The sequence below is a fragment of the Roseomonas alba genome, assembly GCF_019430885.1.
In the GTDB taxonomy this organism is placed as follows: domain Bacteria; phylum Pseudomonadota; class Alphaproteobacteria; order Acetobacterales; family Acetobacteraceae; genus Neoroseomonas; species Neoroseomonas alba.
In genome coordinates this window covers 357,246-377,628 of sequence record NZ_JAHYBZ010000002.1, presented here as the reverse complement: position 1 = coordinate 377,628, position 20,383 = coordinate 357,246, and the positions used below count along the sequence as shown (strand labels likewise).

The window sequence follows — 20,383 nt, the reverse complement described above, 5'->3', positions numbered from 1 at the left end:
TCCGGTGAGGGGCAGAGCCCCTCTCCGGTTCCGAGCCAACCAGGTCATGCCTGCCGGAGCCTCGGGTTGATGGCCATGTAGAGGAGGTCCGTCAGCAAGGAGAGCAGAACGAAGATCAGCGCCGTCGCCAGCACCACCCCCTGCACCACCGGGTAATCGCGGTTGAACACCGCATCGACGATCAGCTTGCCGAAGCCAGGGATGGTGAAGATCTGCTCGGTCAGCACGGCCCCGGCGAGCAGGCGGCCGAACTCGATCGCGCCGAGCGTGACCACCGGGATCAGCGCGTTGCGCAGCGCGTGCTTCCAGACCACGACGCGTTCCCGCAGCCCCTTCGCGCGGGCGGTGCGGACGTAGTCCTGCGACATGGCCGTCAGCATCGCCGCGCGGGTGTGGCGCATGAGCACGCCGGCGATGCCGGTGCCGAGCACGAAGGCCGGCATGATGGTGGTGGAGAGGGACTGGACCGGATCCTCGAAGAGCGGGACGTAGCCCGAGGGCGGCAGCCAGCCGAGTTCCACGCTGAACAGCAGGATCATCATGATGCCGAGCCAGAAATTCGGCGTGGAGATGCCGAGCAGCGCAGCGCCGTTCGCCGCCCAGTCGGCGGGCGTGTCCTTCTTCATCGCGGAGACGATGCCAAGCGGCACGCCGATCAGGATGGCGATGAGGAAGGCCATAGTGGCGAGTTGGAAGGTGACCGGGAGCTTGGTGAGGATGAGTTCCGACACCGGCACGCGGATGCGCCAGGAGAAACCGAAATCGCCGGTCACGACGCGGCCGATCCACAGCAGGTATTGCTGCCAGATCGGCTTGTCGAGGCCGAGCTCGGCGCGGATCTGCGCGAGCACCTGTTCGTCGCCGCGCTCCTCCCCCGCCAGGATCACGGCCGGGTCGCCAGGCATGAGCTGCTGCAACCCGAAGATCAGGATGGAGAGGATGATGAGGGTGGGGATGACCTGCCCCACCCGGCGCAGCAGCCAGATGCCCATGATGCGTTACTGCAGCCGCATGCCCTGGAGGCGGATCATGCCGTCCGCGATCGGCCGGTAGCCGGCCAGCCGCGCGGCATGCGCCATGATGTTCTTGCGATGCCAGAGATAGACGCGCGGGGCATCGCCGGCGATGCCGACCTCCAGGACGCGGGCATAGAGGTCGCGCCGCTTCTCGACATCGAGTTCGGTCCGCGCCGCGTCGAGCAGGCGGTCGACCTCGGGGTTGGAGTAGCGGCTGTCATTCGACGCCATGCCGGTATGAATGAAGGAGTAGATGTTGCCATCCGGATCGGTGCGGCCCGACCAGCCGTTGAAGTAGATGTCGAAATCGCCGCTGGTCGAGGCCTGCAGCGAGGAGGCAAATTCCATCGCCCGGATGCGCAGGTCGAAGCCGACCTCGGAGAGCATGGACTGCATGACCTCGGCGGCCTGGCGCAGGTCGGGGTTGTTGGGGACGATCATCTCGACCTGGTAGGGCGTGGTCACGCCGGCTTCGCGCAGCAGGGCGCGGGCGCGCGCCACGTCGCGGGCGGGCGGCGCGAAGGATGCAACATGGAAGGGGTTGGCAGGCGGGAAAGGCTGGCGCGTCGGCGTGTACATCCCCTCATAGACCACCTGATTGATGGCGGCGCGATCGAGGGCGAGCTCGAAGGCATGGCGCACGCGGGCATCGCGGCCGAGCGGGGTGTTCGAGCGCGGGCCGTTGTTCAGGTTGAAGATGAGGTTCTGGTAGCCGAGTTCCTCGACCGCCACGGCACGCAGGTTCCGCGCGCGGCCGATGGTCGCCATGTCGTCGGGCTCCATGCGCTCGACGAATTCCACCGCGCCGGATTGCAGGTTGGCCAGGCGCACCGTGTTGTCCGGGATGGGCAGGTAGGTGACGCGGTCGAAGTGGATGTTGGCGGCGTCCCAGTATTCCGGGAAACGCTCGACGACGATGCGTTCCTGGGCGACGCGCTCGACGAAGCGGAAGGGGCCGGCGCAGACCGGGCGGGTGCCGAAATTGCGGCCGAGGGCCTCCGCCGCCTTGGGGCTGACGATCATGCCGGCGCGGTCGGTCAGCATGGACAGGAAGGAGGCGGAGGGCGTCTTCAGCACCAGGCGGACGGTGTGGGGATCGACGACCTCGATGCGGTCGAGAGTGTTGATCTCGGCGCGGCGGTAGCTGCCCTGCATGGTGAGGTGGCGGTTGAGCGAGTAGCGGACGGCTTCGGCGTCCATCACCTCGCCATCGTGGAAGCGGACGCCCTCGCGCAGGGTGATGAGAAGCTGCGTCGGCGTTTCCCATCGGTAGCCGGTGGCGAGTTGGGGGACTGGTTCGAGACGTTCGTTGATGTCGAACAGCTTGTCGCACAGCGCCATGTAGACGATGCGGCCGACATAGGTGCGCGACAGCGAGGGGTCGAGGATGTCGGGGTCCTCGCGCAGGCCGATGCGCAGGTTCTGCGCCTGGGCGATGGCAGGAAGCAGCAACGCGGCAGCGGCCAGCGCGGCGCGGATGGATTTTTTCATTGCGGCACTCCCGGTTGCGGGGCGGAGCCCCGGAAGAAGGATTGCAGGCGGCGCAGGCGCTCGCCGCCGGCCAGGCGGTCGGGGCCCGGTGCGGTGGGCGGCAGGCGGCCGTCTAGGTGGCAGGCGACGGCGTGCGGCCTCGCGGTCAGCTCCGGCACGGTGGTCCGGCAGATGTCCTCGGCGAAGGGGCAGCGGGTGTGGAAGCGGCAGCCGGGCGGAGGCGCGATGGGGGATGGGACGTCGCCCTCGATGGGCGGGGCCTTGGCGCCATGGCCGGGCACGGCGGCGAGCAGGGCGCGGGTATAGGGGTGCTTGGGAGCGGTGAGGACGTCCTCGGCCGGGCCCTGTTCGACGATGCGGCCGAGATACATCACCGCAACGCGGTCGGCGATGTGGCGGACGACGCCGAGGTCGTGGCTGATGAGCACGAAGGTCAGGCCGAGGTCGCGGATCAGGTCCGACAGCAGGTTCACCACCTGCGCCTGGACGCTGACATCGAGGGCGCTGACGGGTTCGTCACCGATGATGAGCTTCGGCTCGGAGGCTAGCGCCCGGGCGATGGCGACGCGCTGGCGCTGGCCGCCGGAGAATTCGTGCGGCCAGCGGCGGGCGAGTTCGGGGCGCAGGCCGACGCGGGCGAGGAGCTCGGCGACGCGGGCGCGTTCCTGGCTGCGCGGGACGATGCGGTGGAGGCGCAGGGGCTCCGCGACGGCCTGTTCGACCGTCATGCGCGGGTCGAGGCTCGCGAAGGGGTCCTGGAAGATGAGCTGCATGTCGCGGCGTTTCGCGCGCAGCGCCTTTGGCGAGAGCGTGGCGAGGTCATCGCCGGCGAAGCGGACGGTGCCGCTGTCGGGCGTGATGAGGTTGAGCATCAGCCGCCCGAGGGTGGATTTGCCGCAGCCGGATTCGCCGACGATGGCGAGGACTTCGCCCTGCCCGACAGCCAGCGAGACACCGTCGACCGCATGCACCGCGCCCTTGCTGCGCCCAAGCGCATCCCGAACCGGGAACTTCTTGGCGAGGCCGTCGAGCTGGAGCAGCGGCACCGTCATGACCTGGAAGAGCCCCGCTGCTGCGCCAGGTGCGCATAGGCGGCAGACATGGAGAGGAAGGCCTGGGACCCTTGAGGGCCTTGCCCGGCACCGTTCATGGGGTCCCGGGGCGGGAGAGGTCCCTCCCCCGCGAACATCCCATCGAGCGGCGCACGCCAGCAGGCCGAGCGATGCCCTGGCGCGACCTCGGCAAGCGGCGGGGTTTCGGCGCAGCGTTCGATGCGGAAGGGGCAGCGCGGCGCGAAGCGGCAGCCCGGCGGCGGGTTGCGCAGGTCGGGCACGGTGCCTTCGATGCTGGCGAGGCGTTCGCCCGGGGTGCCCTCCCCCGGTGCCGCGCCGAGCAGGCCAGCGGTGTAGGGGTGCTCGGGATTGGCGAAGAGGGTCGCGGCGGGGGCCTGTTCGGCGATGCGACCGGCATACATGACCGCGACCTCATCGGCATGGTCGGCGACGACGCCGAGGTCGTGGGTGACGAGGATGACGGCGGTGCCGGTCTCGCGCTTGAGCTCGTCGAGCAATGCAAGGATCTGCGCCTGGACGGTGACGTCCAGCGCCGTGGTGGGTTCGTCGGCGATCAGCAGGCGGGGTTTGCAGGCGAGCGCCATGGCGATCATGACGCGCTGGCGCATGCCGCCGGAAAGCTGGTGCGGGTATTGGCGGGCGCGGCGGGCGGCGTCGGGGATGCGCACGCGGTCGAGCATGCGGATGGCCTCCGCAAAGGCCGCGGCGTGGTCGAGGCGCTGATGGAGACGGAGCGCCTCGGCGACCTGTTCGCCGGCGGTGAAGGCCGGGTTCAGGCTGGTCATCGGCTCCTGGAAGATCATCGCCATCTCGCCGCCGCGCAGCAGGCGGCGTTCGTCGGGCGAGAGGGCGTCGAGCTCTCGGCCTGAGAGGCGGATGGCGCCGCCGACAGTCGCGTTGGGGGGCAGCAACCCCATGATGGCGAGGGAGGTAACCGACTTGCCGCAGCCGGATTCGCCGACGATGGCGAGGGTACGGCCGGCATCCACGCGAAAGGACAGGCCATCGAGCACGCGCAGGGCGCGCCCGTCCTGGCGAAAGTCGAGGGTCAGGCCGGCGACCTCGAGGGTCGGGGCGGGACCGGGCGCTGGCGACGGGCTGGCCATGGGATGGAGCAAGCCCGTCAGACTGCGCGAAGGCAAGCCCCGTCGGGCGCCCGGAAGGCGGCGCGGAGGGGCAATTTGCCCAAGGCGCGGACAGGCGCCGCCCAAGAGGTGGGCGGTCCGGCCCCGCCGCTGCGGTGCTCATCGCCCGGGATGCGCAACAAGGCGGCAGCTGGCGTGGCGATCGCGTGCGTCGCGACGTTCTGGGGGCCATAGGGCGCGCGCCGCGACTGGGTTATGATCGCGCCGATCATCGGAGGGCCGCCATGGCGACCTGTCAGACCTTTAGCCTGCGTCGTCCTGCCTGGATGGCAGGCCTCGCCGCCCTGGCGCTCAGCGGCGCCGTTGCGGCCCAGGGCATACCGGCGGACGAACGCGAGCCCAACCCGGCCGCGGTCGGCGCTGCCGAACGGGCCGATGGCGACGCGCCGAGCGCGGCCGAAGCGCGCCGTGATGCGCGGGTCACGGATCAGCTCTACCGCGAGCTGACCGGCCAGAACCCGAATGCGACACCCGATATGCCGCCGCCGGGCCCGATGCAGAGCCCGGCGCAGGATGCGCGGGAGGAGAATCAGCTCTATCGCGAGCTGACCGGGCAGAACCCGAACGCGGCGCCCCCGCGGTAGGGCCGACGCGACCCGGTTCAGAAGGCGCGGAGGTTGTCGCGGAACATCGCGTGCTCGTAGCTGCTGCGGGTCAGGCCGCGGCGCTGGAGTTCGGGGATGAGGCCGTCGGCGATCTCGGCGATGACGCGGCGCGAGGTGTCGTTGGCGGTGATGAGGAAGCCGTCGCCGCCGATCTCCTCCATCGCCGCGCCCATCTGTTCCGCGACCTGGGCCGGCGTGCCGATGAGCTGGATGGAGCCGTGGTCGGAATAGACCTCGGCGGCTTCCCGCAGCGTCCTGTTGCCGGCCTTCTTGAGGAACTCGTCGAGCGACTGCTGGTGGCCGTTGGTGGTCAGCTTGCCGAGCGGCTGGTCGAGCGGCAGGGCGCCGAAATCGAGATTGGTGATCTTCGACAGATGCGCGAGGCGCTTCGCGATCGCGTCCTCATTGGTCGCGAGGCGGCGCTTGTGCTTCGCGCGCGCTTCCTCCTCGGTGTCGCCGAGGACGGGGGAGACGAGGAAGAGCACCTTGCAGTCGTCGGGATTGCGGCCATTCGCTGCCATCCGCGCGCGGACGTCGTCACGATAGGCCTTCATGCCCTCGGTGCCCTTCACCATGGCGACGATGGTGTCGGCGTAGCGGGAGGCGAATTCGCGCCCGCGCGGCGACCCGCCCGCCTGGGCGATGACCGGCTTGCCCTGCACGCAGGGGCCTGAGTTCAGCGGGCCGCGGACCTTGAAGTACTTGCCCTCATGGTTGATGGCGTGGACCTTGGTGTGGTCGACCAGCACGCCCGTGTCGCGGTTGGCGACGATCGCGCCGGGCTCCCACGATCCCCATAGGGCGTGCACCACCTCCATGTATTCGTCGGCGATGTCGTAGCGCAGATCGTGCGGCGGCATGCCGTCCAGGCCGAAATTGCGCGCGGCGAAATCGGACGAGCCGGTGACCGCATTCCAGCCGATGCGGCCCGAGGAGACCTGGTCGAGCGAGGCGATCTGCCGAGCCAGCAGATAAGGCGGATAGGCGAAGGTGCCGAGCGTCGTGACGATGCCGATGGACTTCGTCTCGCGCGCCAGGATGGCGGCGACGATGGACGGGTCCTGGCGCGGCACGGACAGGCCGTGATGCAGGTAGATCTCCCGCGAGCCGCCGTAGGATTCACCAATGTAGGAGGAATCCTCGAGCAGCACGTAGTCGAAGCAGGCGCGTTCGAGGTTGCGGGTCATCTCGACGAAGAAGTCCGGCACCATCCACTCCGTGCCGATATTGCCCGTCCAGGGTTCGCCCCAGGCCTGGGCCGAGGAGCCCTGAAGAAACCAGCCGAGATGGAATTTGCGTGCCATGATCACTCCTACCCGCAATAGTGGGCGGCAAAGTCGCGCGCGCAGACGCCGAGGACAAGGCGAGGCGAAAACGGATTGTGCGCCCGCGAGGCGCCGATTGCCCGCCGCGCAGCCAGTGCCTGCCCGCCGATCCGTCAGAGCAGGATGCCGGGCCCGAAGCACCGTCCCCCGTGCCGAAGGGCAGAGCGCGACGGGAGGAGAGGCAGATGCGGATCCACGCGATCGCCGCGGCCGTCGAAGTGGCGACAGGGCTGGCCCTGGCGGCAGGGCCGGGCCTCGTCGCCTGGCTGATCCTTGGGCAGCGACTCTCGGCCGAGGCTGCGCTCGCAGGGCGCATCCTGGGCATCGGGCTGACCCTCCTGGCGCTGGCCTGTTGGCGATGGCCGGAACTCGGGCGGCCGGCACTGCTGCTGTTCCAGTTGCTGGTCGCGCTGCCGCTCGCGGCGGTCGCGATATTCACACCGATCAGCGGGCCGCTGCTGTGGCCCGCGATCCTGTATCACCTGATCGCCTGGGCACTGCTGGCGCGACGGCGGTGATGCCGAAGCTGACCCAGACGCGCGAGGATACGGCACTGCCGAACCGGGAGGGGCCCTGCCCCTCCCGGACCCACCCCGCCAGAGGCCGAAAGGCCTCTGGACACCTTGAGTTGGTGCCGGGCAAGCCGGGCCGTCTGACATCGCAGGAGGCGCAACGGCACAGCGCCTGGAGGAAGCCCGTCACCGGGCATGGCGCGCGCATGGGTCATGGAACGTCCTGCCCTGCCCGGCGCCAGGTATCGGTTTCCAAAGGCCTCGGGCCTTTGGTGGGGAGAGCCCGAGAGGGGCAAAGCCCCTCTCGGTTCCACAGTTCAGGAAAAGGCCCCTACAGCTTCACCCGCAGCAGGTTCGCGATCTCGCCGATGATGCCGCGGCGGAAGGCGAGCACGCAGATGACGAAGATGCCGCCCTGGATCACCGTGACCCAGGCGCCCATCTCGGCCAGGTAGTTCTGCATGGCGACGATGACCGCGGCACCGATCACCGGCCCGAACACCGTGCCGAGGCCGCCGACCAGGGTCATCAGCACCACTTCCCCGGACATGGACCAGTGCACGTCGGTCAGGGTCGCGATGCCGAAGACCAGAGACTTCACCCCGCCCGCGACACCGGCCAACATCGCCGAGAGGATGAAGGCCACCAGCTTGTAGTCGTCGGTGCGGTAGCCGAGGGAGGTCGCGCGCGGTTCGTTCTCGCGGATCGCCTTCAGCACCTGGCCGTAGGGCGAGTGGATGATGCGGTGGACCAGCAGGAAGCCGATCAGGAAGACCGCGGCGACGAACCAGTACATCGCCATGTCGTCATGCAGGTCGATCAGGCCGAACAGATGGCCGCGCGGGATCGCCTGGATGCCGTCCTCGCCGCCCGTGAAGGGTGCCTGGACGCAGAAGAAATAGACCATCTGCGCCATGGCGAGGGTGATCATGGCGAAGTAGATGCCCTGCCGGCGGATCGCGATCCAGCCGAAGACCGCGCCCTGCGCAGCGGCGATGGCGGCACCGGCCAGGATCGCCACTTCCGGCGTGAAGCCCCAGGCCTTGGCGGTGTAGCCGGCGATGTAGCCGCCCATGCCGAAATAGGCGGCATGGCCGAAGCTGAGCAGCCCGACATAGCCGATCAGCAGGTTGAAGGCGCAGGCGAAGAGCGCGAAGCAGAGCAGCTTCATCAGGAAGACGGGGTAGAGGAAGTAGGGCCCGACCACGAGGATGCCGGCCAGGACGATCAGCGCGACGAACTGCGCCCGGCTGTAGCCCCAGATGCCCTGCTCTTCCCCGGCCGAGGTCGGAATGGCCCCGGCGGTGGTTTCGGATGCCATGGATCAGGCCCTCCCGAAGAGGCCAGCGGGTCGCGTGAGCAACACGATCGCCATGATGACGAAGATGACGGTCGAGGAGGCTTCCGGCCAGAAGACCTTGGTCATGCCCTCGACCACGCCGAGGCCGAAGCCGGTCAGCACGGAACCGAGGATCGATCCCATGCCGCCGATCACTACCACAGCGAAGACGATGATGATGAGGTTGGTGCCCATCTGCGGGTTCACCGAGTAGATCGGCGCCGCAAGGACGCCGGCGAGTGCCGCGAGTGCCACGCCCGCGCCGTAGGTCAGCGTGATCATGCGCGGCACGTTCACGCCGAAGGCCTGGACCAGCGGTGCGTTCTCGGTGGCGGCACGGAGATAGGCGCCAAGCCGCGTCTTCTCGATCACCAGCCAGGTCGCGAGGCAGATGACGAGCGAGAACACCACCACCCAGCCGCGATAGATGGGCAGGAACATAAAGCCGAGATCCCAGGCCCCCTGCAACGCATCGGGGATGCGGTAGGGCAGGCCCGAGGAGCCGAAGTAGTTGCGGAACACACCTTCGACGATCAGCCCGATGCCGAAGGTCAGTAGCAGGCCGTAGAGATGGTCGAGCTTGTACAATCGGCTGATCATCAATCGCTCGATGACCACGCCGGTCGCGCCGACGATGAGGGGCGCGAGGATCAGCGCCCCCCAATAGCCGACACCTGCCCAGGCCAGCAGCATCCAGGCGACGAAGGCGCCCATCATGAACTGCGCGCCATGGGTGAAGTTGATGATGTTGAGCAGCCCGAAGATCACCGCGAGGCCGAGTGACAGCATCGCGTAGAAGGCGCCGTTGATGAGACCGAGCAGCAACTGCCCGAAGAGCAGCGGCGCCGGAATGCCGAAGATCTCGTCCATGCGGTGGTCAGGCTCCCGTCAGGAACGCACGAGCGGGCAGCCGCCCTCGGAGAGCGGGCGCCAGGCCTCGTCCGCCGGGGTGGTCTGCAGCAGCTTCAGGTAATCCCAGGGACCGGTGGATTCCGAGGGCTTCTTCACCTCCCACAGATAGGAGGGGATCATCATCCGCCCGTCCTGGCGCAGCGTGCCCTGGCCGAAGGCCTCATCCTCGACCGGCATGGCCTTCATGCGGTTCATGATCTCGACGCCGGAGGCCTTGGCGGCCGGCACGCCCATGTCGGCCACCGCCTTCAGGAAGTGCAGCGTGGCCGAGTAGTTGCCCGCCGTGACCATGTTCGGCATCTGGCGGTTGTTGAGTCGCGGCTGCACGCGGCGCGAAAAGGCGCGGGTGCGGTCGTTGAGATCCCAGTAGAAGGATTCCGTCATCACCAGCCCCTGCCCCTGTTCAAGGCCGAGGGCATGGACGTCCGCGATGAACATCAGAAGCGCGGCGATCTTCACCCCGCGCCGCGTCAGCCCGAATTCGGCCGCCTGCTTGATGGAATTGATGGTGTCCTGCCCCGCATTGCACAGGCCGATCACCTCGGCGCGGGAGGCCTGGGCCTGGAGCAGGAAGGAGGAGAAGTCGGTGGTCGCCGGGAAGGGATAGCGCACCGCACCCGCCACCGTGCCGCCCGCAGCGCGGACGAAATTGCTGGTGTCGCGTTCCAGCGCATGGCCGAAGGCATAGTCGGCGGTGATGAAGAACCACTTCTTGCCGCCCGCGCGCACCATGGCACCGCCGGTCGACTTCGCCAGCATGTAGGTGTCATAGACCCAGTGCGCCGTCACCGGCGAGCATTGCGGGCCGGTGAGATCCGCCGTCGCCGCGCCGACATTGATGTAGACCTTGTTCTTCTCGCGCGCGACCTGGTTGACCGCGAGCCCGACCGAGGAGGTCGGCACGTCGAGCACCATGTCCACGCCCTGGTCAAACCACTGCCGCGCCAGGTTCGCCCCCACATCGGGCTTGTTCTGGTGGTCGGCGCCGATCACCTCGACAGTGAAGCCGCGATTGCCGAATTCCTGCGCCGCGATCTGCGCCATGGTGACGCCGTTCGGCCCGCCGATGTCGCGGTAGGGCCCCGATTGGTCGTTCATCACGCCGATGCGGATGGTGTTGGCCTGCGCGCGGGCGCGCGAAAGCGGGGCGATCGCGGCGGCGGCGGTGCCGGCGGCGAAGAGCGAACGGCGGTTCAAGTTCATCGAGACGTCCTCTGTCCTCTTATGCTTCCGGGCGAGGCCCCTGCCCCGCCCGGTGTCGTTTCTCAGCCCCGCACGAGCGGGCAGCCACCCTCGGAAAGCGGGCGGAAGGCCTCATTCGCGGGGGTGGTCTGGAGAAGCTTGTAGTAGTCCCAGGGGCCGGTGCTCTCCTGCGGGGACTTCACTTCGAGCAGGTAGGAGGGCATCAGCCGGCGCCCATCGGCACGGATATCGCAGCGACCGAACAGGTCATCCTCCGACGGGCGCGCCTTCATGCGGTTCACCAGGTCGACGCCCGACGCCTTGGCCGCGGCCACGCCCATGTCGGCGACGGTCTTGAGGAAATGCAGCGTCGCCGAATAACAGCCGGCATGGATCATGTTCGGATAGTTGTTCGGCGTGCGCGCGGCGATGCGCTGGGTCCAGGCCCGGGTCTTGTCGTCGCGCGTCCAGTAGAAGGTCTCGGTGCAAATCAGGCCCTTGGCCGTCTGCAGGCCGATGCCGTGGATGTCGTTGAGGAAGAGCAGCAGCGCGGCGAGCTTGATGCCGCCGCGGGTGGTGCCGAACTCGGCAGCCTGCTTCACGCAATTGGCGGTGTCGCCGCCGGCATTGGCGAGGCCGATCACCTTGGGCCGTGCCGCCTGCGCCTGCAGGAGGAAGGAGGAGAAATCCGACGTGCCGGGGAAAGGCGTGCGGACGCCGCCCAGGATGCGCCCGCCGGCGGCACGCACGAAGGCGGCGGTGTCGCGTTCCAGCGCATGGCCGAAGGCGTAGTCCGCCGTGATGAAGTACCAGGTGTCCCCGCCCGCGCGCACCATCGCCCCGCCAGTGGATTTCGCCAGCATGTAGGTGTCGTAGGTCCAGTGGATCGTGGTCGGGCCGCATTGCGGGCCGGTGAGATCCGCCGTGGCCGAACCCGAATTGATGTAGGCCTTGTTCTTCTCCTTCGCGATCTGGTTGACCGCGAGGCCGACGGAGGAGGTCGGCACGTCCAGGATCAGATCCACGCCCTGGTCGTACCATTGCCGGGCGATATTGGCCCCGACGTCTGGCTTGTTCTGGTGGTCGGCGTCGAGCACCTCGACCGCAAAGCCGTGGCTCGCGCCGAATTCGACGACGGCTTCCTTCGTGCAGGCCACCGAGGTCGGGCCGGTATTGTCGCGATAGGTGCCGGACATGTCGGTGAGCACGCCGATCTTCACCGTATTCGCCTGGGCACGCGCGCGCGACAGTGGCGCGATGGTGGCAGCGGCCGCACCGGAGGCGAGCAACTGGCGTCGGGTTGGGACCATGAATGACTCCTCCTTGTTATCGGTTTTCTTGTCGTTGGTTCCTTAGTCAGTGCCGGGCGATGTCGTTGCACTGCCCGGGGTAATGCTCTCAGCTCCGTACCAGCGGGCAGCCACCCTGGTTCATGGGACGGAAGGCCTCATCGGCCGGCGTGGTCTGCAGCAGCTTGTAGTAGTCGTAGGCGCCGCGGCTTTCGTTCGGGGCCTTCACCTCAAACAGATAGGCCGGGTGCAGGCAGCGCCCGTCGGCGCGGATCGAGCCGGGGCCGAAAGCGTCGTCATCCGTCGGCATCGCCTTCATGCGCGCGACGGCCTCGGCGCCGCTCGCCTTGGCCGCGGCGGCGCCCATCTCCTTGACCGCCTTCAGGTAGTGCAGCGTTGCGGAATAGACGCCGGCCTGCACCATGCTGGGCGGCGACTGGTTCGGCATCTTGGAACGCACGCGGCTGGTGAAGGCGCGGGTGCGGTCGTTGAGGTCCCAGTAGAAGGTCTCGGTCAGCACCAGCCCCTGCGCGGTCTGCAAGCCGAGCGCGTGGACGTCGGTGATGAAGACCAGCAGGCCGGCGAGCTTCACACCGCGGCGCGTCAGCCCGAACTCGGCCGCCTGCTTGATGCAGTTGGTGGTGTCCGCGCCCGCATTGGCGAGGCCGATCACCTTGGCGCGCGAGGATTGCGCCTGGAGCAGGAAGGAGGAGAAATCCGTCGTGCCGGGAAAGGGCGTGCGCACCTGGCCGAGCACGCGCCCGCCCGCCTGCTTCACGAATTCCGAGGTGTCGCGTTCCAACGCATGGCCGAAGGCGTAGTCCGCGGTGATGAAGAACCAGGAATCGCCGCCCGCCCTCACCATCGCCGCACCCGTGGAATGCGCGAGCATCCAGGTGTCATAGGTCCAGTGGATGGTGTTGGCGGTGCATTGCGCGCCGGTCAGGTCGGAGGTCGCGGCCCCCGAATTCAGCATGACCTTGTTCTTCTCCTTCACGAGCTGGTTCAACGCCAGCGCGACGGAGGAGGTGGTGCCGTCCGTGATCATGTCCACGCCGTCGCGGTCGAACCACTGGCGCGCGATCGTCACGGCGACGTCCGGCTTGTTCTGGTGGTCGGCGTCGAGCACCTCGACCGCGAATCCCTGCGCGCCGAATTCCTCGATCGCCTGCTTCACGCAGACCACCGATCCGGGGCCGCCGAGGTCACGATAGGTGCCGGACTGGTCGCCGAGCACGCCGATCTTGATGGTGGACTGACCCTGGGCGCGCGCACGCGCCAGGGGCAGGGCCGCGATGCCGGCGGCGCCGGCGACGACTGAACGGCGAGAAACTTCGCCCATAAACTGATCTCCCTTCAACGGTTCCTCTGGCCGGCGCGTTCGCCGGCCCGTCCTGCGGGCGCTTCAGCGCCTCTTCAGACTCCGAGATATTCGTGCAGACGGTCCATCGAGGTGGCGAGCTCGTCGTTGCGCACCATGTCCACCACCTTGCCGTGTTCCATCACGTAATGGCGGTCGGCGACCGTCTGGGCGAAGCGGAAATTCTGCTCCACCAGCAGCACGGTAAAGCCGCGCTGCTTCAGCGCGCGGATGGTGTGCCCGATCTGCTGCACGATGACGGGGGCGAGGCCCTCCGAAGGCTCGTCCAGCAGCAGCAGCTTCGCCCCGGTGCGCAGGATGCGCGCGATGGCGAGCATCTGCTGCTCGCCGCCCGACAGCTTGGTGCCCTGGCTGCTCGCGCGTTCCTTGAGGTTGGGGAAGAGCTCGTAGATCTCGTCGACCGGCAGGCCGCCGGGGCGCACGACCGGGGGCAGCATCAGGTTCTCGGTGACGTCGAGCGAGGCGAAGATGCCACGCTCCTCCGGACACCAGGCGATGCCGGCGCGGGCGATGATGTCGGATCGCGCGCCGATCAGTTCGCGCCCCGCATAATGCACGGACCCCGACCGCTTCGGCACCACGCCCATGATGGAGCGCAGCGTCGTCGTCTTGCCCGCGCCGTTGCGGCCGAGCAGCGTGACCACCTCGCCTTCATGGATGTCGATGTTCACGCCATGGAGGATGTGGCTCTCGCCGTACCAGGCCTCGAGCCCGCGCACGGCGAGCAGCGGCGAGCCGCCGTCCTGCGTAGCGTAGGGGAGTTCCGCGAGGGCGTCAGCCATGGGCGGCCTCCGTGGGCGCTTCGGTGCCGAGATAGGCGGCGATGACTTCGGGGTTGCGGGCGACGGCGGCGTAGTCGCCTTCCGCCAGCACGCGGCCGCGCGCCAGCACGGTGATCGCGTCGCACAGGCCGGAGACGACGGTGAGGTTGTGCTCCACCAGCAGTACCGTGCGGCCCGCCGAGACGCGGCGGATAAGCTGCACGATACGGCCCACATCGTCATGCGTCATGCCCGCCGTCGGTTCGTCGAGCAGCATCATCGTGGGTTCGAGCGCGAGGGTCGTCGCGATTTCCAGCGCCCGCTTGCGGCCATAGGGCAGCTCGCCGGCGGTGAGGTGCGCGTAGGAGGACAGGCCGACATCCTCCAGCAGTTCGCGCGCGCGCCCGTCATATTGCCGCAGCAGCGTCTCCGAGCGCCAGAAATCGAAGGACCCGCCGCGCTGGCGCTGGAGCGCCAGACGGACATTCTCCAGCACCGACAGATGCGGGAAGACGGCGGAGATCTGGAAGGACCGCACCAGGCCGAGCCGCGCCACCTCGGCCGGCTTCATGCCGGTGATGTCGCGCCCGTCGTAGCGGATGGTCCCGCGCGTCGGCTGCAGGAACTTGGTCAGCAGGTTGAAACAGGTGGTCTTGCCGGCACCGTTCGGACCGATCAGCCCGTGGATGGTGCCACGGCGCACCGACAGGTCGACGCCGTTCACGGCGACGAAACCGCGGAACTCCTTCGTCAGACCCTTCGTTTCCAGGATGGCATCAGTCACCCTTGGAGCTCTCCCTTCCCTGACGGCAGCACTTCCGGCCGCTCGTGCATTTTCCCTTAAGCGATGTAGGCGAGGCGTGGTGCACGGCGCAAGGCGGCACCCACGCAACGGCATGTTTTTACTACGTTACACCGTGCTCAGGGGGGTCGGCACGGCGTCTTTGCATGAAAAAGGGGCAGCCGATGCCGACTGCCCCTGCGCGAATCAGAGACTGCTTGAAAAGTCGGGCACCGGCCCGCAGCCCCAGCCGTCCACCCAATTCAGCATCCTGTCGTTGGGCGGCCGGGTGGGGAGCGGGCCAGGACACGCGCCGAACCGGCGCATGTCCAAACGGTCTCTCAGTCGTGGCGGCGTGATCAGGCGGCCGAGGCCGTCAGTTCCTCGGGGGCCACCGAACGCTCGCTGACCTTGGCAAGTTCGAGGACGAAGTCGACCACCTTCTCCTCGAACAGCGGGGCACGGAGGTTCTCCGCGGCCTGCGGGTTCTTGCGGAAGAACTCGAGGACCTGCTGCTCCTGCCCCGGATAGCGCATGGCTTCCTGGCGGACGGCGCGGGCCATCTCCTCCTGGCCGACCTGGACGTTGTTGGCGCGGCCGATCTCCGACAGCATCAGGCCGAGGCGGATACGCCGCTCGGCGATGCCGCGATACTCGGTCTTCAGCGTCTCCTCGTCCTTGCCCTTGTCCTCGTCGTCGAGGCGCCCGGCCTTGAGGTCAGCTTCGACGCGCTGCCAGATTTGGGTGAACTCGGCCTCGACCATGCCTTCCGGCACCGCGAAGGACGCCCCGTCCGCGAGGCTGTCGAGCAGAGCGCGCTTCAGCTTCAGCCGCGACAGCGCATCGTATTCGCGCTGCATGGATTCGCGGATCGCCTGCTTCAGCGCGTCCAGGGTCTCCATGCCGACGGCCTTGGCCAGCTCGTCGTCCAGGGCGCGCGGCGTGCGGGTCTTGAGCGCCTTGGCCGTGATGGTGAAGCGGGCGCGCTTGCCGGCGAGCTCGGCCGAGCCGTAGTCGGCCGGGAAGACCACGTCGATGTCGCGGGATTCGCCCGGGGCGAGTCCGTCCATCTGCTCGGTGAAGCCGGGGATGAAGCCGCCGCCGCCGACCTCGATCGGCATGTCGGTCGCGGCACCGCCGGCGAAGGCAGGCGCCTCGGGCTCCACGGCGCCGGCGAAGACGCGGGCGGGCCCGACGCGCAGGGTCATGGCGACCGCCTCGCCCTCGGCAAGGCCGATGGCAAAGACCGGCTTCGCATGCAGCCCGCTGGCGGTTTCCGAGAAGGTCGTCGTCAGCCGGCAAGGCGTGCCGTCGAGGTTGGCCGGGCCGCGCGGGAAGCGCGCTTCCTCGTTGTCGGACGTCTCGTTGAAGCCGATGCCGACATTCATGCCGGCCGGACGGCTGCCTTCGGCGCGCACGGACATCTCGACCGTCAGCGTCGCGCCGGGCTTCACTTCCAGCTCATCGGGCTGGGCCGGGTCGATGCGCAGGACGCCCTTCGCGGTCGGCGTGCCGGACACCGCCAGGTCGAAATAGGGCAGGCCCTTCTCGGTGCCGATGGCGGCGACCTCGTACTCCAGGCCGGCGGGGCAGAGCAGCGACCAGCCGGTCGGCAGGGTGCCCGGCTTGCCCGGCACGGCGCCGAGGCCCGGGCCGTTCTTCAGCAGGTCGGCCGGCAGGCGGCCAACGAAGTCGCTGACCAGGATGTCGCCCGTGGTCGCCGGGCGCGGCTCGGCATCGGCCAGCTCGCCATTGCGCTCGGCGATGGTCGCGAGCGCCTTGTCGATCGCTTCCTCGGTCGGCTCGGCCTTCAGGCGCTCGAGCGAGATGCCCGAGAAGTCGGGCATCGGCACGTCGGGCAGCACTTCGAGGTCGACGCGGAATTCGAGGTCGGTGCCGTCGGCGTAGTTGGTCACCTCGATCTTCGGCTGCAGGGCGGGCTTCAGGCCGCGATCGTTCACCACCTGGCGGGTGGCGTCATTGACCGATTCCTCGAGCACCTCGCCCAGAACCGCGGCGCCGTAGCGCTGCTTCACCACCGACATCGGCACCTTGCCAGGGCGGAAGCCCGGCATCTTGACCGTCTTGGCGATCTCGGCGAGCCGCTTGTCGCGCGAGGACGCAAGGTCCCCCGCGGAAACGGTGACGGAGTAGGCGCGCTTCAGCCCGTCATTCGCGAGCTCGGTGACCTGCATCGAGGGACGTCCATCCAATCCGAAGGCTAGAGAAACCCGGCGGCGCCTTGGTGCGGGCGAAGGGATTCGAACCCCCACGGCTTGCGCCACCGGAACCTAAATCCGGCGTGTCTGCCAGTTCCACCACGCCCGCCCGCAGAGGCGCCGCGCGGCGGTGAGGCGCGGGGTTTAGCGCAGGATCGCCGGCTTTCCAAGCATCGCTGGACGGAATGGGCGGCCCGGCCCCAGCCTGGGGGGCTGCGGGAGCCCAGGGGAGCCGCCGATGATCCTGATTGGACAGTATGATTCGCCCTTCGTCCGCCGGGTCGGCATCGCCCTGACCCTTTATGGCCGGGCCTTCGAGCACCGCCCCTGGTCCACCTTCGGGGAGGCCGATCGCATCCGTCCCTACAGCCCGCTGACGCGGGTGCCGGTGCTGGTGGTGGATGGGGTCGCCCTGACCGACAGCCACCTGATCCTGGCGCATCTGGACGACTCCGCCCCGGCCGGGGCGTCGCTGATGCCGGCCGATCCGGCCGCGCGGCTGGCCGCCCGGCGGCTGGTGGGGCTCGCGACGGGCCTGGCCGAGACGGCCGTGAGCCTGTTCTACGAATTGAAGCTGCATGACAGCCCCTCCCCGCTGCTGATCGCGCGGCGGGGCGGCCAGGTGAAGGCCGCGGCCGCGGTGCTGGAAGAGGCAGCGCAGGCCGCCACGCCCTGCCTGTGCGGGGAGGCGCTCAGCCATGCGGATATCGCCATGGCGGCGGCGATGCGGTTCGTGACCGAGGCCCATCCCGGCCTGGTCGCCGTGGCCGGGACCCCCGCCCTGGCGCGCCGCTGCGCGGTGCTGGAGGCGACGGCACCCTTCCAGGCAATCTGCCAGCCCTTCATCCCGCCGGCCTGATCGCTCTCCAACGCGGCATGCGTCATGAGCTGCCGGCGCCGGAAGCGCGGCAATCGCCCGGGCGGTGCAGCAGGACGGCATCCGTCTGACCATGCGCCGAAGCGGGACGGCGGCAGCAGGCATGGAACCAGGCCGCGGGATGACCGCGAAGCCGGGTCAAGTTCGACTTGAACTCCAGCTTCCCGGTCTCGACGGTTCTCTTCACTCCGCCCACAGCGCCCCCGGCTGCCAGAAGATAAGGGCGTGTTCCGCAGCGCCGGTGGATTCATGAGACATCGTGCCGAACCGACCTCTTCAGGCTTGGCGTCCGGTGCGCGGGGCAACACGGCGCCGCCCGGCAGGAGGGAAGCACCAAAATGCCAATGATTTCCACGATTGCGATGGTAGCGGCGAGCGGACTTGAACCGCTGACCCCGGCATTTTGAGTGCCGCGGTCCACAACCCCTGGCATCCTCGCTGCGGCGTGCGCATGCGCTCAGCGAATGTGGTTGTCACTGGTCAGTGACCATCGCGCGGCGCAAATGCCCGATCCGATGATCGCAACCCGTGCCACCGCTCAGAGCCTACTCAGCTCGAGATATTTCTCGAGGAGATCGGCACGTTGGCCGATTGCCCGTGCGTCGTTCTCAACCGATTGCAGATCGCCCATCGGCCCCAGTGCATCCAGGATCGAAGCCTCGAATGCCTGATCCCTCTGCCGCAATTGGACCCACAGACGCTGCGCCTCGACCATACGTGCGCGGCGTTCGCCCTGCAGGCTTCCGATCAGCGTTCTGTAGACATTGTTCAAGCGCCTGTCTTGGCGGTCACGTTCCGCGGTGAGGCATGCAGCGCGAGGAATGTGCTGCGTTCCGGCGCGCTCCATGCATTCGGCGAAGATCGTGCTCAGTTCCTTGGCGGCATCATTCTCGCTGTTCCCCGCCATCGGCCTGGCTGCGTCTGAAACGGCCCATCTGGATGCCTGGGTCGGGATTGTCATTCGGGACACCGAAGCGGCGTACTCGCCTCGCTCCCGGCCGATTGCCGGTGAATTCTCGAGCACCCCGAGTGCGATCGTCAGTGCAGATGATACGAGAGCCACGAAAGTTAGCATCCGCGTGGTACTTCCGGCCAAAAAATATCCAGGAAACGCTATGCGTGCAGTGGCAGCTCTTACAAGGCCGACCACGGCATTCATGCGCTTCTATTGTGATCTAAAATACGAGGGAACGCCGCGAGGCCCCTTGGAGGCGTCATTGCCCCGGCCGCTGGCGTCGAGACGAACTCGGCCGGTGTCGTGGCATTCGATGGTAGCGGCGAGCGGACTTGAACCGCTGACCCCGGCATTATGAGTGCCGTGCTCTAACCAGCTGAGCTACGCCGCCATCGAAGCGAGGGCCGCGAGTTAGGCCGCGGCCCGCCCTCTGTCAACCGTTCCCGCCGCGCGCAGGAAACCGCCGCCGAGGACGCGGTCGCCATCATACATCACGCAGGCTTGGCCGGGCGCGACGATTCCGGGAACCTCCAGCCGCAGGCGCGCCACGCCGCCGGCCGCATCCCAGATGACCGTGGCCGCGCGGGGAAGCTCCCGCGCCCGCAGCTTCACCGTGCAGGGCAGCGGCGCGGCGGGCGGATCGATCAGCCAGTTCACCTCGCCGACCGCGGCCTCGGTGGTCTCCAGGGCGCCGCGGGGGGCGAGGACCACGCGCCGGCGCCCGGCATCCACCCCGGCCACGTAAAGCCGTTCGTCCCCATCCCAGGACGCCGTGCCGAGGCCCCTGCCCTGCCCGACCGTGTAGCGCGCGATGCCGGCATGGGTGCCGAGCACCCGGCCATCGGCATGCACCACCTCGCCGGGCGACACCGCCTCGGGGCGCAGCTTGGCGACCAGCGAATCGTAGCGGCCCTCGGGGACGAAGCAGATGTCCTGGCTGTCGGGCTTCTCGGCCACCGCCAGCCCGAGTCGCGCCGCCACGGCGCGGACCGAGGCCTTGTCCGGGTAGCCGCCGAGCGGGAAGCGCGCGAAGGCGAGCTGCTCGCGCGTCGTCGCCGCCAGGAAGTAGGACTGGTCGCGCGCCGGATCGGCCGCGCGGTGCAGTTCCGGCCCGCCCGCGCCGTCCACGCGTCGCGCGTAATGGCCGGTCGCCAGCGCCTCGCAGCCCAGGTCGCGGGCGAGCGCGACCAGATCGCGGAACTTCACCGTCTGGTTGCAGCGGATGCAGGGGATCGGCGTCTCGCCGCGGGCATAGGTGTCGGCGAAATCCTCGATCACCTCGCGGCGGAAGACCTGCTCGCGATCGAGCACGTAGTGGGGGATGCCGAGGCGATCAGCGACGTCCCGCGCATCGTGGATGTCCTGCCCGGCGCAGCAGGCGCCCTTCTTCTGCACCGCCGCGCCGTGGTCGTAGAGCTGCAGCGTCGCGCCCACCACGTCATGGCCCTGCTCGGCGAGCAGCCCTGCGACGACGGAGGAATCCACCCCGCCCGACATGGCGACGAGGATCTTCATGACCG

Annotated in this window: 17 protein-coding genes, 3 tRNA genes and 2 pseudogenes; 3 read left to right on the top strand and 19 right to left on the bottom strand. The window is 68.4% G+C overall.

Annotated elements, in window-relative coordinates:
• Positions 1–44 precede the first annotated feature (44 nt).
• From KPL78_RS06250 to KPL78_RS06235, 4 genes are read right to left on the bottom strand one after another with little or no spacing between them, the layout of a single operon-like run.
• On the bottom strand, positions 45–992 hold the full coding sequence (locus tag KPL78_RS06250) for an ABC transporter permease (RefSeq protein ID WP_219762057.1): 948 nt from the start codon (positions 990–992) through the stop codon (positions 45–47).
• Positions 993–998: 6 nt separating this feature from the next.
• Positions 999–2,507 carry an ABC transporter substrate-binding protein gene (locus KPL78_RS06245; protein WP_219762056.1) on the bottom strand — a complete coding sequence of 503 codons (1,509 nt, stop codon included), beginning with the start codon at positions 2,505–2,507 and terminating at the stop codon, positions 999–1,001.
• Positions 2,504–3,559 carry an ABC transporter ATP-binding protein gene (locus KPL78_RS06240; protein ID WP_219762055.1) on the bottom strand — a complete coding sequence of 352 codons (1,056 nt, stop codon included), beginning with the start codon at positions 3,557–3,559 and terminating at the stop codon, positions 2,504–2,506. Before KPL78_RS06240 ends, KPL78_RS06245 begins: the two co-directional genes overlap by 4 nt.
• Entirely contained in the window at positions 3,556–4,686 is a 1,131-nt protein-coding gene (locus KPL78_RS06235; protein ID WP_219762054.1) for an ABC transporter ATP-binding protein, read from the bottom strand. Before KPL78_RS06235 ends, KPL78_RS06240 begins: the two co-directional genes overlap by 4 nt.
• Positions 4,687–4,949: 263 nt before the next feature.
• Here KPL78_RS06235 and KPL78_RS06230 point away from each other — a divergent pair, with 263 nt between their 5' ends.
• Positions 4,950–5,309: a hypothetical protein gene (locus KPL78_RS06230; protein WP_219762053.1), complete on the top strand. Its 360-nt coding sequence runs from the start codon at positions 4,950–4,952 to the stop codon at positions 5,307–5,309.
• 17 nt (positions 5,310–5,326) lie between these two features.
• On the opposite strand, the gene KPL78_RS06225 is transcribed toward KPL78_RS06230, so the two are convergent.
• Positions 5,327–6,634: an NtaA/DmoA family FMN-dependent monooxygenase gene (locus KPL78_RS06225; RefSeq protein WP_255568673.1), complete on the bottom strand. Its 1,308-nt coding sequence runs from the start codon at positions 6,632–6,634 to the stop codon at positions 5,327–5,329.
• Positions 6,635–6,840: 206 nt separating this feature from the next.
• Here KPL78_RS06225 and KPL78_RS06220 point away from each other — a divergent pair, with 206 nt between their 5' ends.
• Positions 6,841–7,173: a hypothetical protein gene (locus KPL78_RS06220; RefSeq protein WP_219762052.1), complete on the top strand. Its 333-nt coding sequence runs from the start codon at positions 6,841–6,843 to the stop codon at positions 7,171–7,173.
• A gap of 325 nt (positions 7,174–7,498) precedes the next feature.
• Here the strand turns inward: KPL78_RS06220 and KPL78_RS06215 are convergent, their stop codons facing one another.
• The 10 genes and pseudogenes from KPL78_RS06215 to KPL78_RS06170 form a co-directional block, all read right to left on the bottom strand.
• Positions 7,499–8,488, bottom strand: coding sequence for a branched-chain amino acid ABC transporter permease (locus KPL78_RS06215; protein ID WP_219762051.1), 990 nt, complete (start codon positions 8,486–8,488; stop codon positions 7,499–7,501).
• Positions 8,489–8,491: 3 nt separating this feature from the next.
• Entirely contained in the window at positions 8,492–9,376 is an 885-nt protein-coding gene (locus KPL78_RS06210) for a branched-chain amino acid ABC transporter permease (RefSeq protein ID WP_219762050.1), read from the bottom strand.
• Between the two features lie 18 nt (positions 9,377–9,394).
• Positions 9,395–10,621, bottom strand: coding sequence for an ABC transporter substrate-binding protein (locus tag KPL78_RS06205; protein WP_219762049.1), 1,227 nt, complete (start codon positions 10,619–10,621; stop codon positions 9,395–9,397).
• A 62-nt stretch (positions 10,622–10,683) separates the two neighbouring features.
• Positions 10,684–11,910 carry an ABC transporter substrate-binding protein gene (locus tag KPL78_RS06200; RefSeq protein WP_219762048.1) on the bottom strand — a complete coding sequence of 409 codons (1,227 nt, stop codon included), beginning with the start codon at positions 11,908–11,910 and terminating at the stop codon, positions 10,684–10,686.
• Between the two features lie 88 nt (positions 11,911–11,998).
• The gene (locus KPL78_RS06195) at positions 11,999–13,231 is read right to left on the bottom strand and encodes an ABC transporter substrate-binding protein (RefSeq protein ID WP_219762047.1); all 1,233 of its coding nucleotides are present in this window, start codon (positions 13,229–13,231) and stop codon (positions 11,999–12,001) included.
• Positions 13,232–13,305: 74 nt separating this feature from the next.
• Positions 13,306–14,052 (bottom strand): ABC transporter ATP-binding protein, encoded by a 747-nt coding sequence (locus tag KPL78_RS06190; RefSeq protein WP_219762046.1) that lies wholly within the window; start codon positions 14,050–14,052, stop codon positions 13,306–13,308.
• Complete coding sequence (locus KPL78_RS06185; RefSeq protein WP_369412647.1) at positions 14,045–14,815, bottom strand: ABC transporter ATP-binding protein; 771 nt, start codon at positions 14,813–14,815, stop codon at positions 14,045–14,047. The genes KPL78_RS06190 and KPL78_RS06185 overlap by 8 nt, the downstream gene beginning before the upstream one ends.
• 356 nt (positions 14,816–15,171) lie before the next feature.
• Positions 15,172–15,990 (bottom strand): annotated as a pseudogene (gene tig / locus KPL78_RS06180) (trigger factor); the annotation flags it as partial.
• Positions 15,991–16,590: 600 nt separating this feature from the next.
• Positions 16,591–17,007, bottom strand: a pseudogene (locus KPL78_RS06175) (trigger factor); the annotation flags it as partial.
• A 48-nt stretch (positions 17,008–17,055) separates the two neighbouring features.
• Positions 17,056–17,140 (bottom strand) — tRNA-Leu (locus tag KPL78_RS06170).
• Positions 17,141–17,269: 129 nt separating this feature from the next.
• On the opposite strand from KPL78_RS06170, the gene KPL78_RS06165 reads away from it, so the two are divergent.
• On the top strand, positions 17,270–17,890 hold the full coding sequence (locus KPL78_RS06165) for a glutathione S-transferase family protein (RefSeq protein WP_219762044.1): 621 nt from the start codon (positions 17,270–17,272) through the stop codon (positions 17,888–17,890).
• A 381-nt stretch (positions 17,891–18,271) separates the two neighbouring features.
• Here the strand turns inward: KPL78_RS06165 and KPL78_RS06160 are convergent.
• The 4 genes from KPL78_RS06160 to mnmA form a co-directional block, all read right to left on the bottom strand.
• Positions 18,272–18,351 (bottom strand) — tRNA-Leu (locus KPL78_RS06160).
• Between the two features lie 95 nt (positions 18,352–18,446).
• A complete protein-coding gene (locus KPL78_RS06155; protein WP_219762043.1) occupies positions 18,447–18,815 on the bottom strand; it encodes a lysozyme inhibitor LprI family protein in 369 nt (122 codons plus the stop codon).
• A gap of 362 nt (positions 18,816–19,177) precedes the next feature.
• A tRNA-Met gene (locus tag KPL78_RS06150) sits at positions 19,178–19,254 on the bottom strand.
• Between the two features lie 20 nt (positions 19,255–19,274).
• Positions 19,275–20,378 carry a tRNA 2-thiouridine(34) synthase MnmA gene (mnmA, locus tag KPL78_RS06145; RefSeq protein WP_219762042.1) on the bottom strand — a complete coding sequence of 368 codons (1,104 nt, stop codon included), beginning with the start codon at positions 20,376–20,378 and terminating at the stop codon, positions 19,275–19,277.
• Positions 20,379–20,383 lie beyond the last annotated feature (5 nt).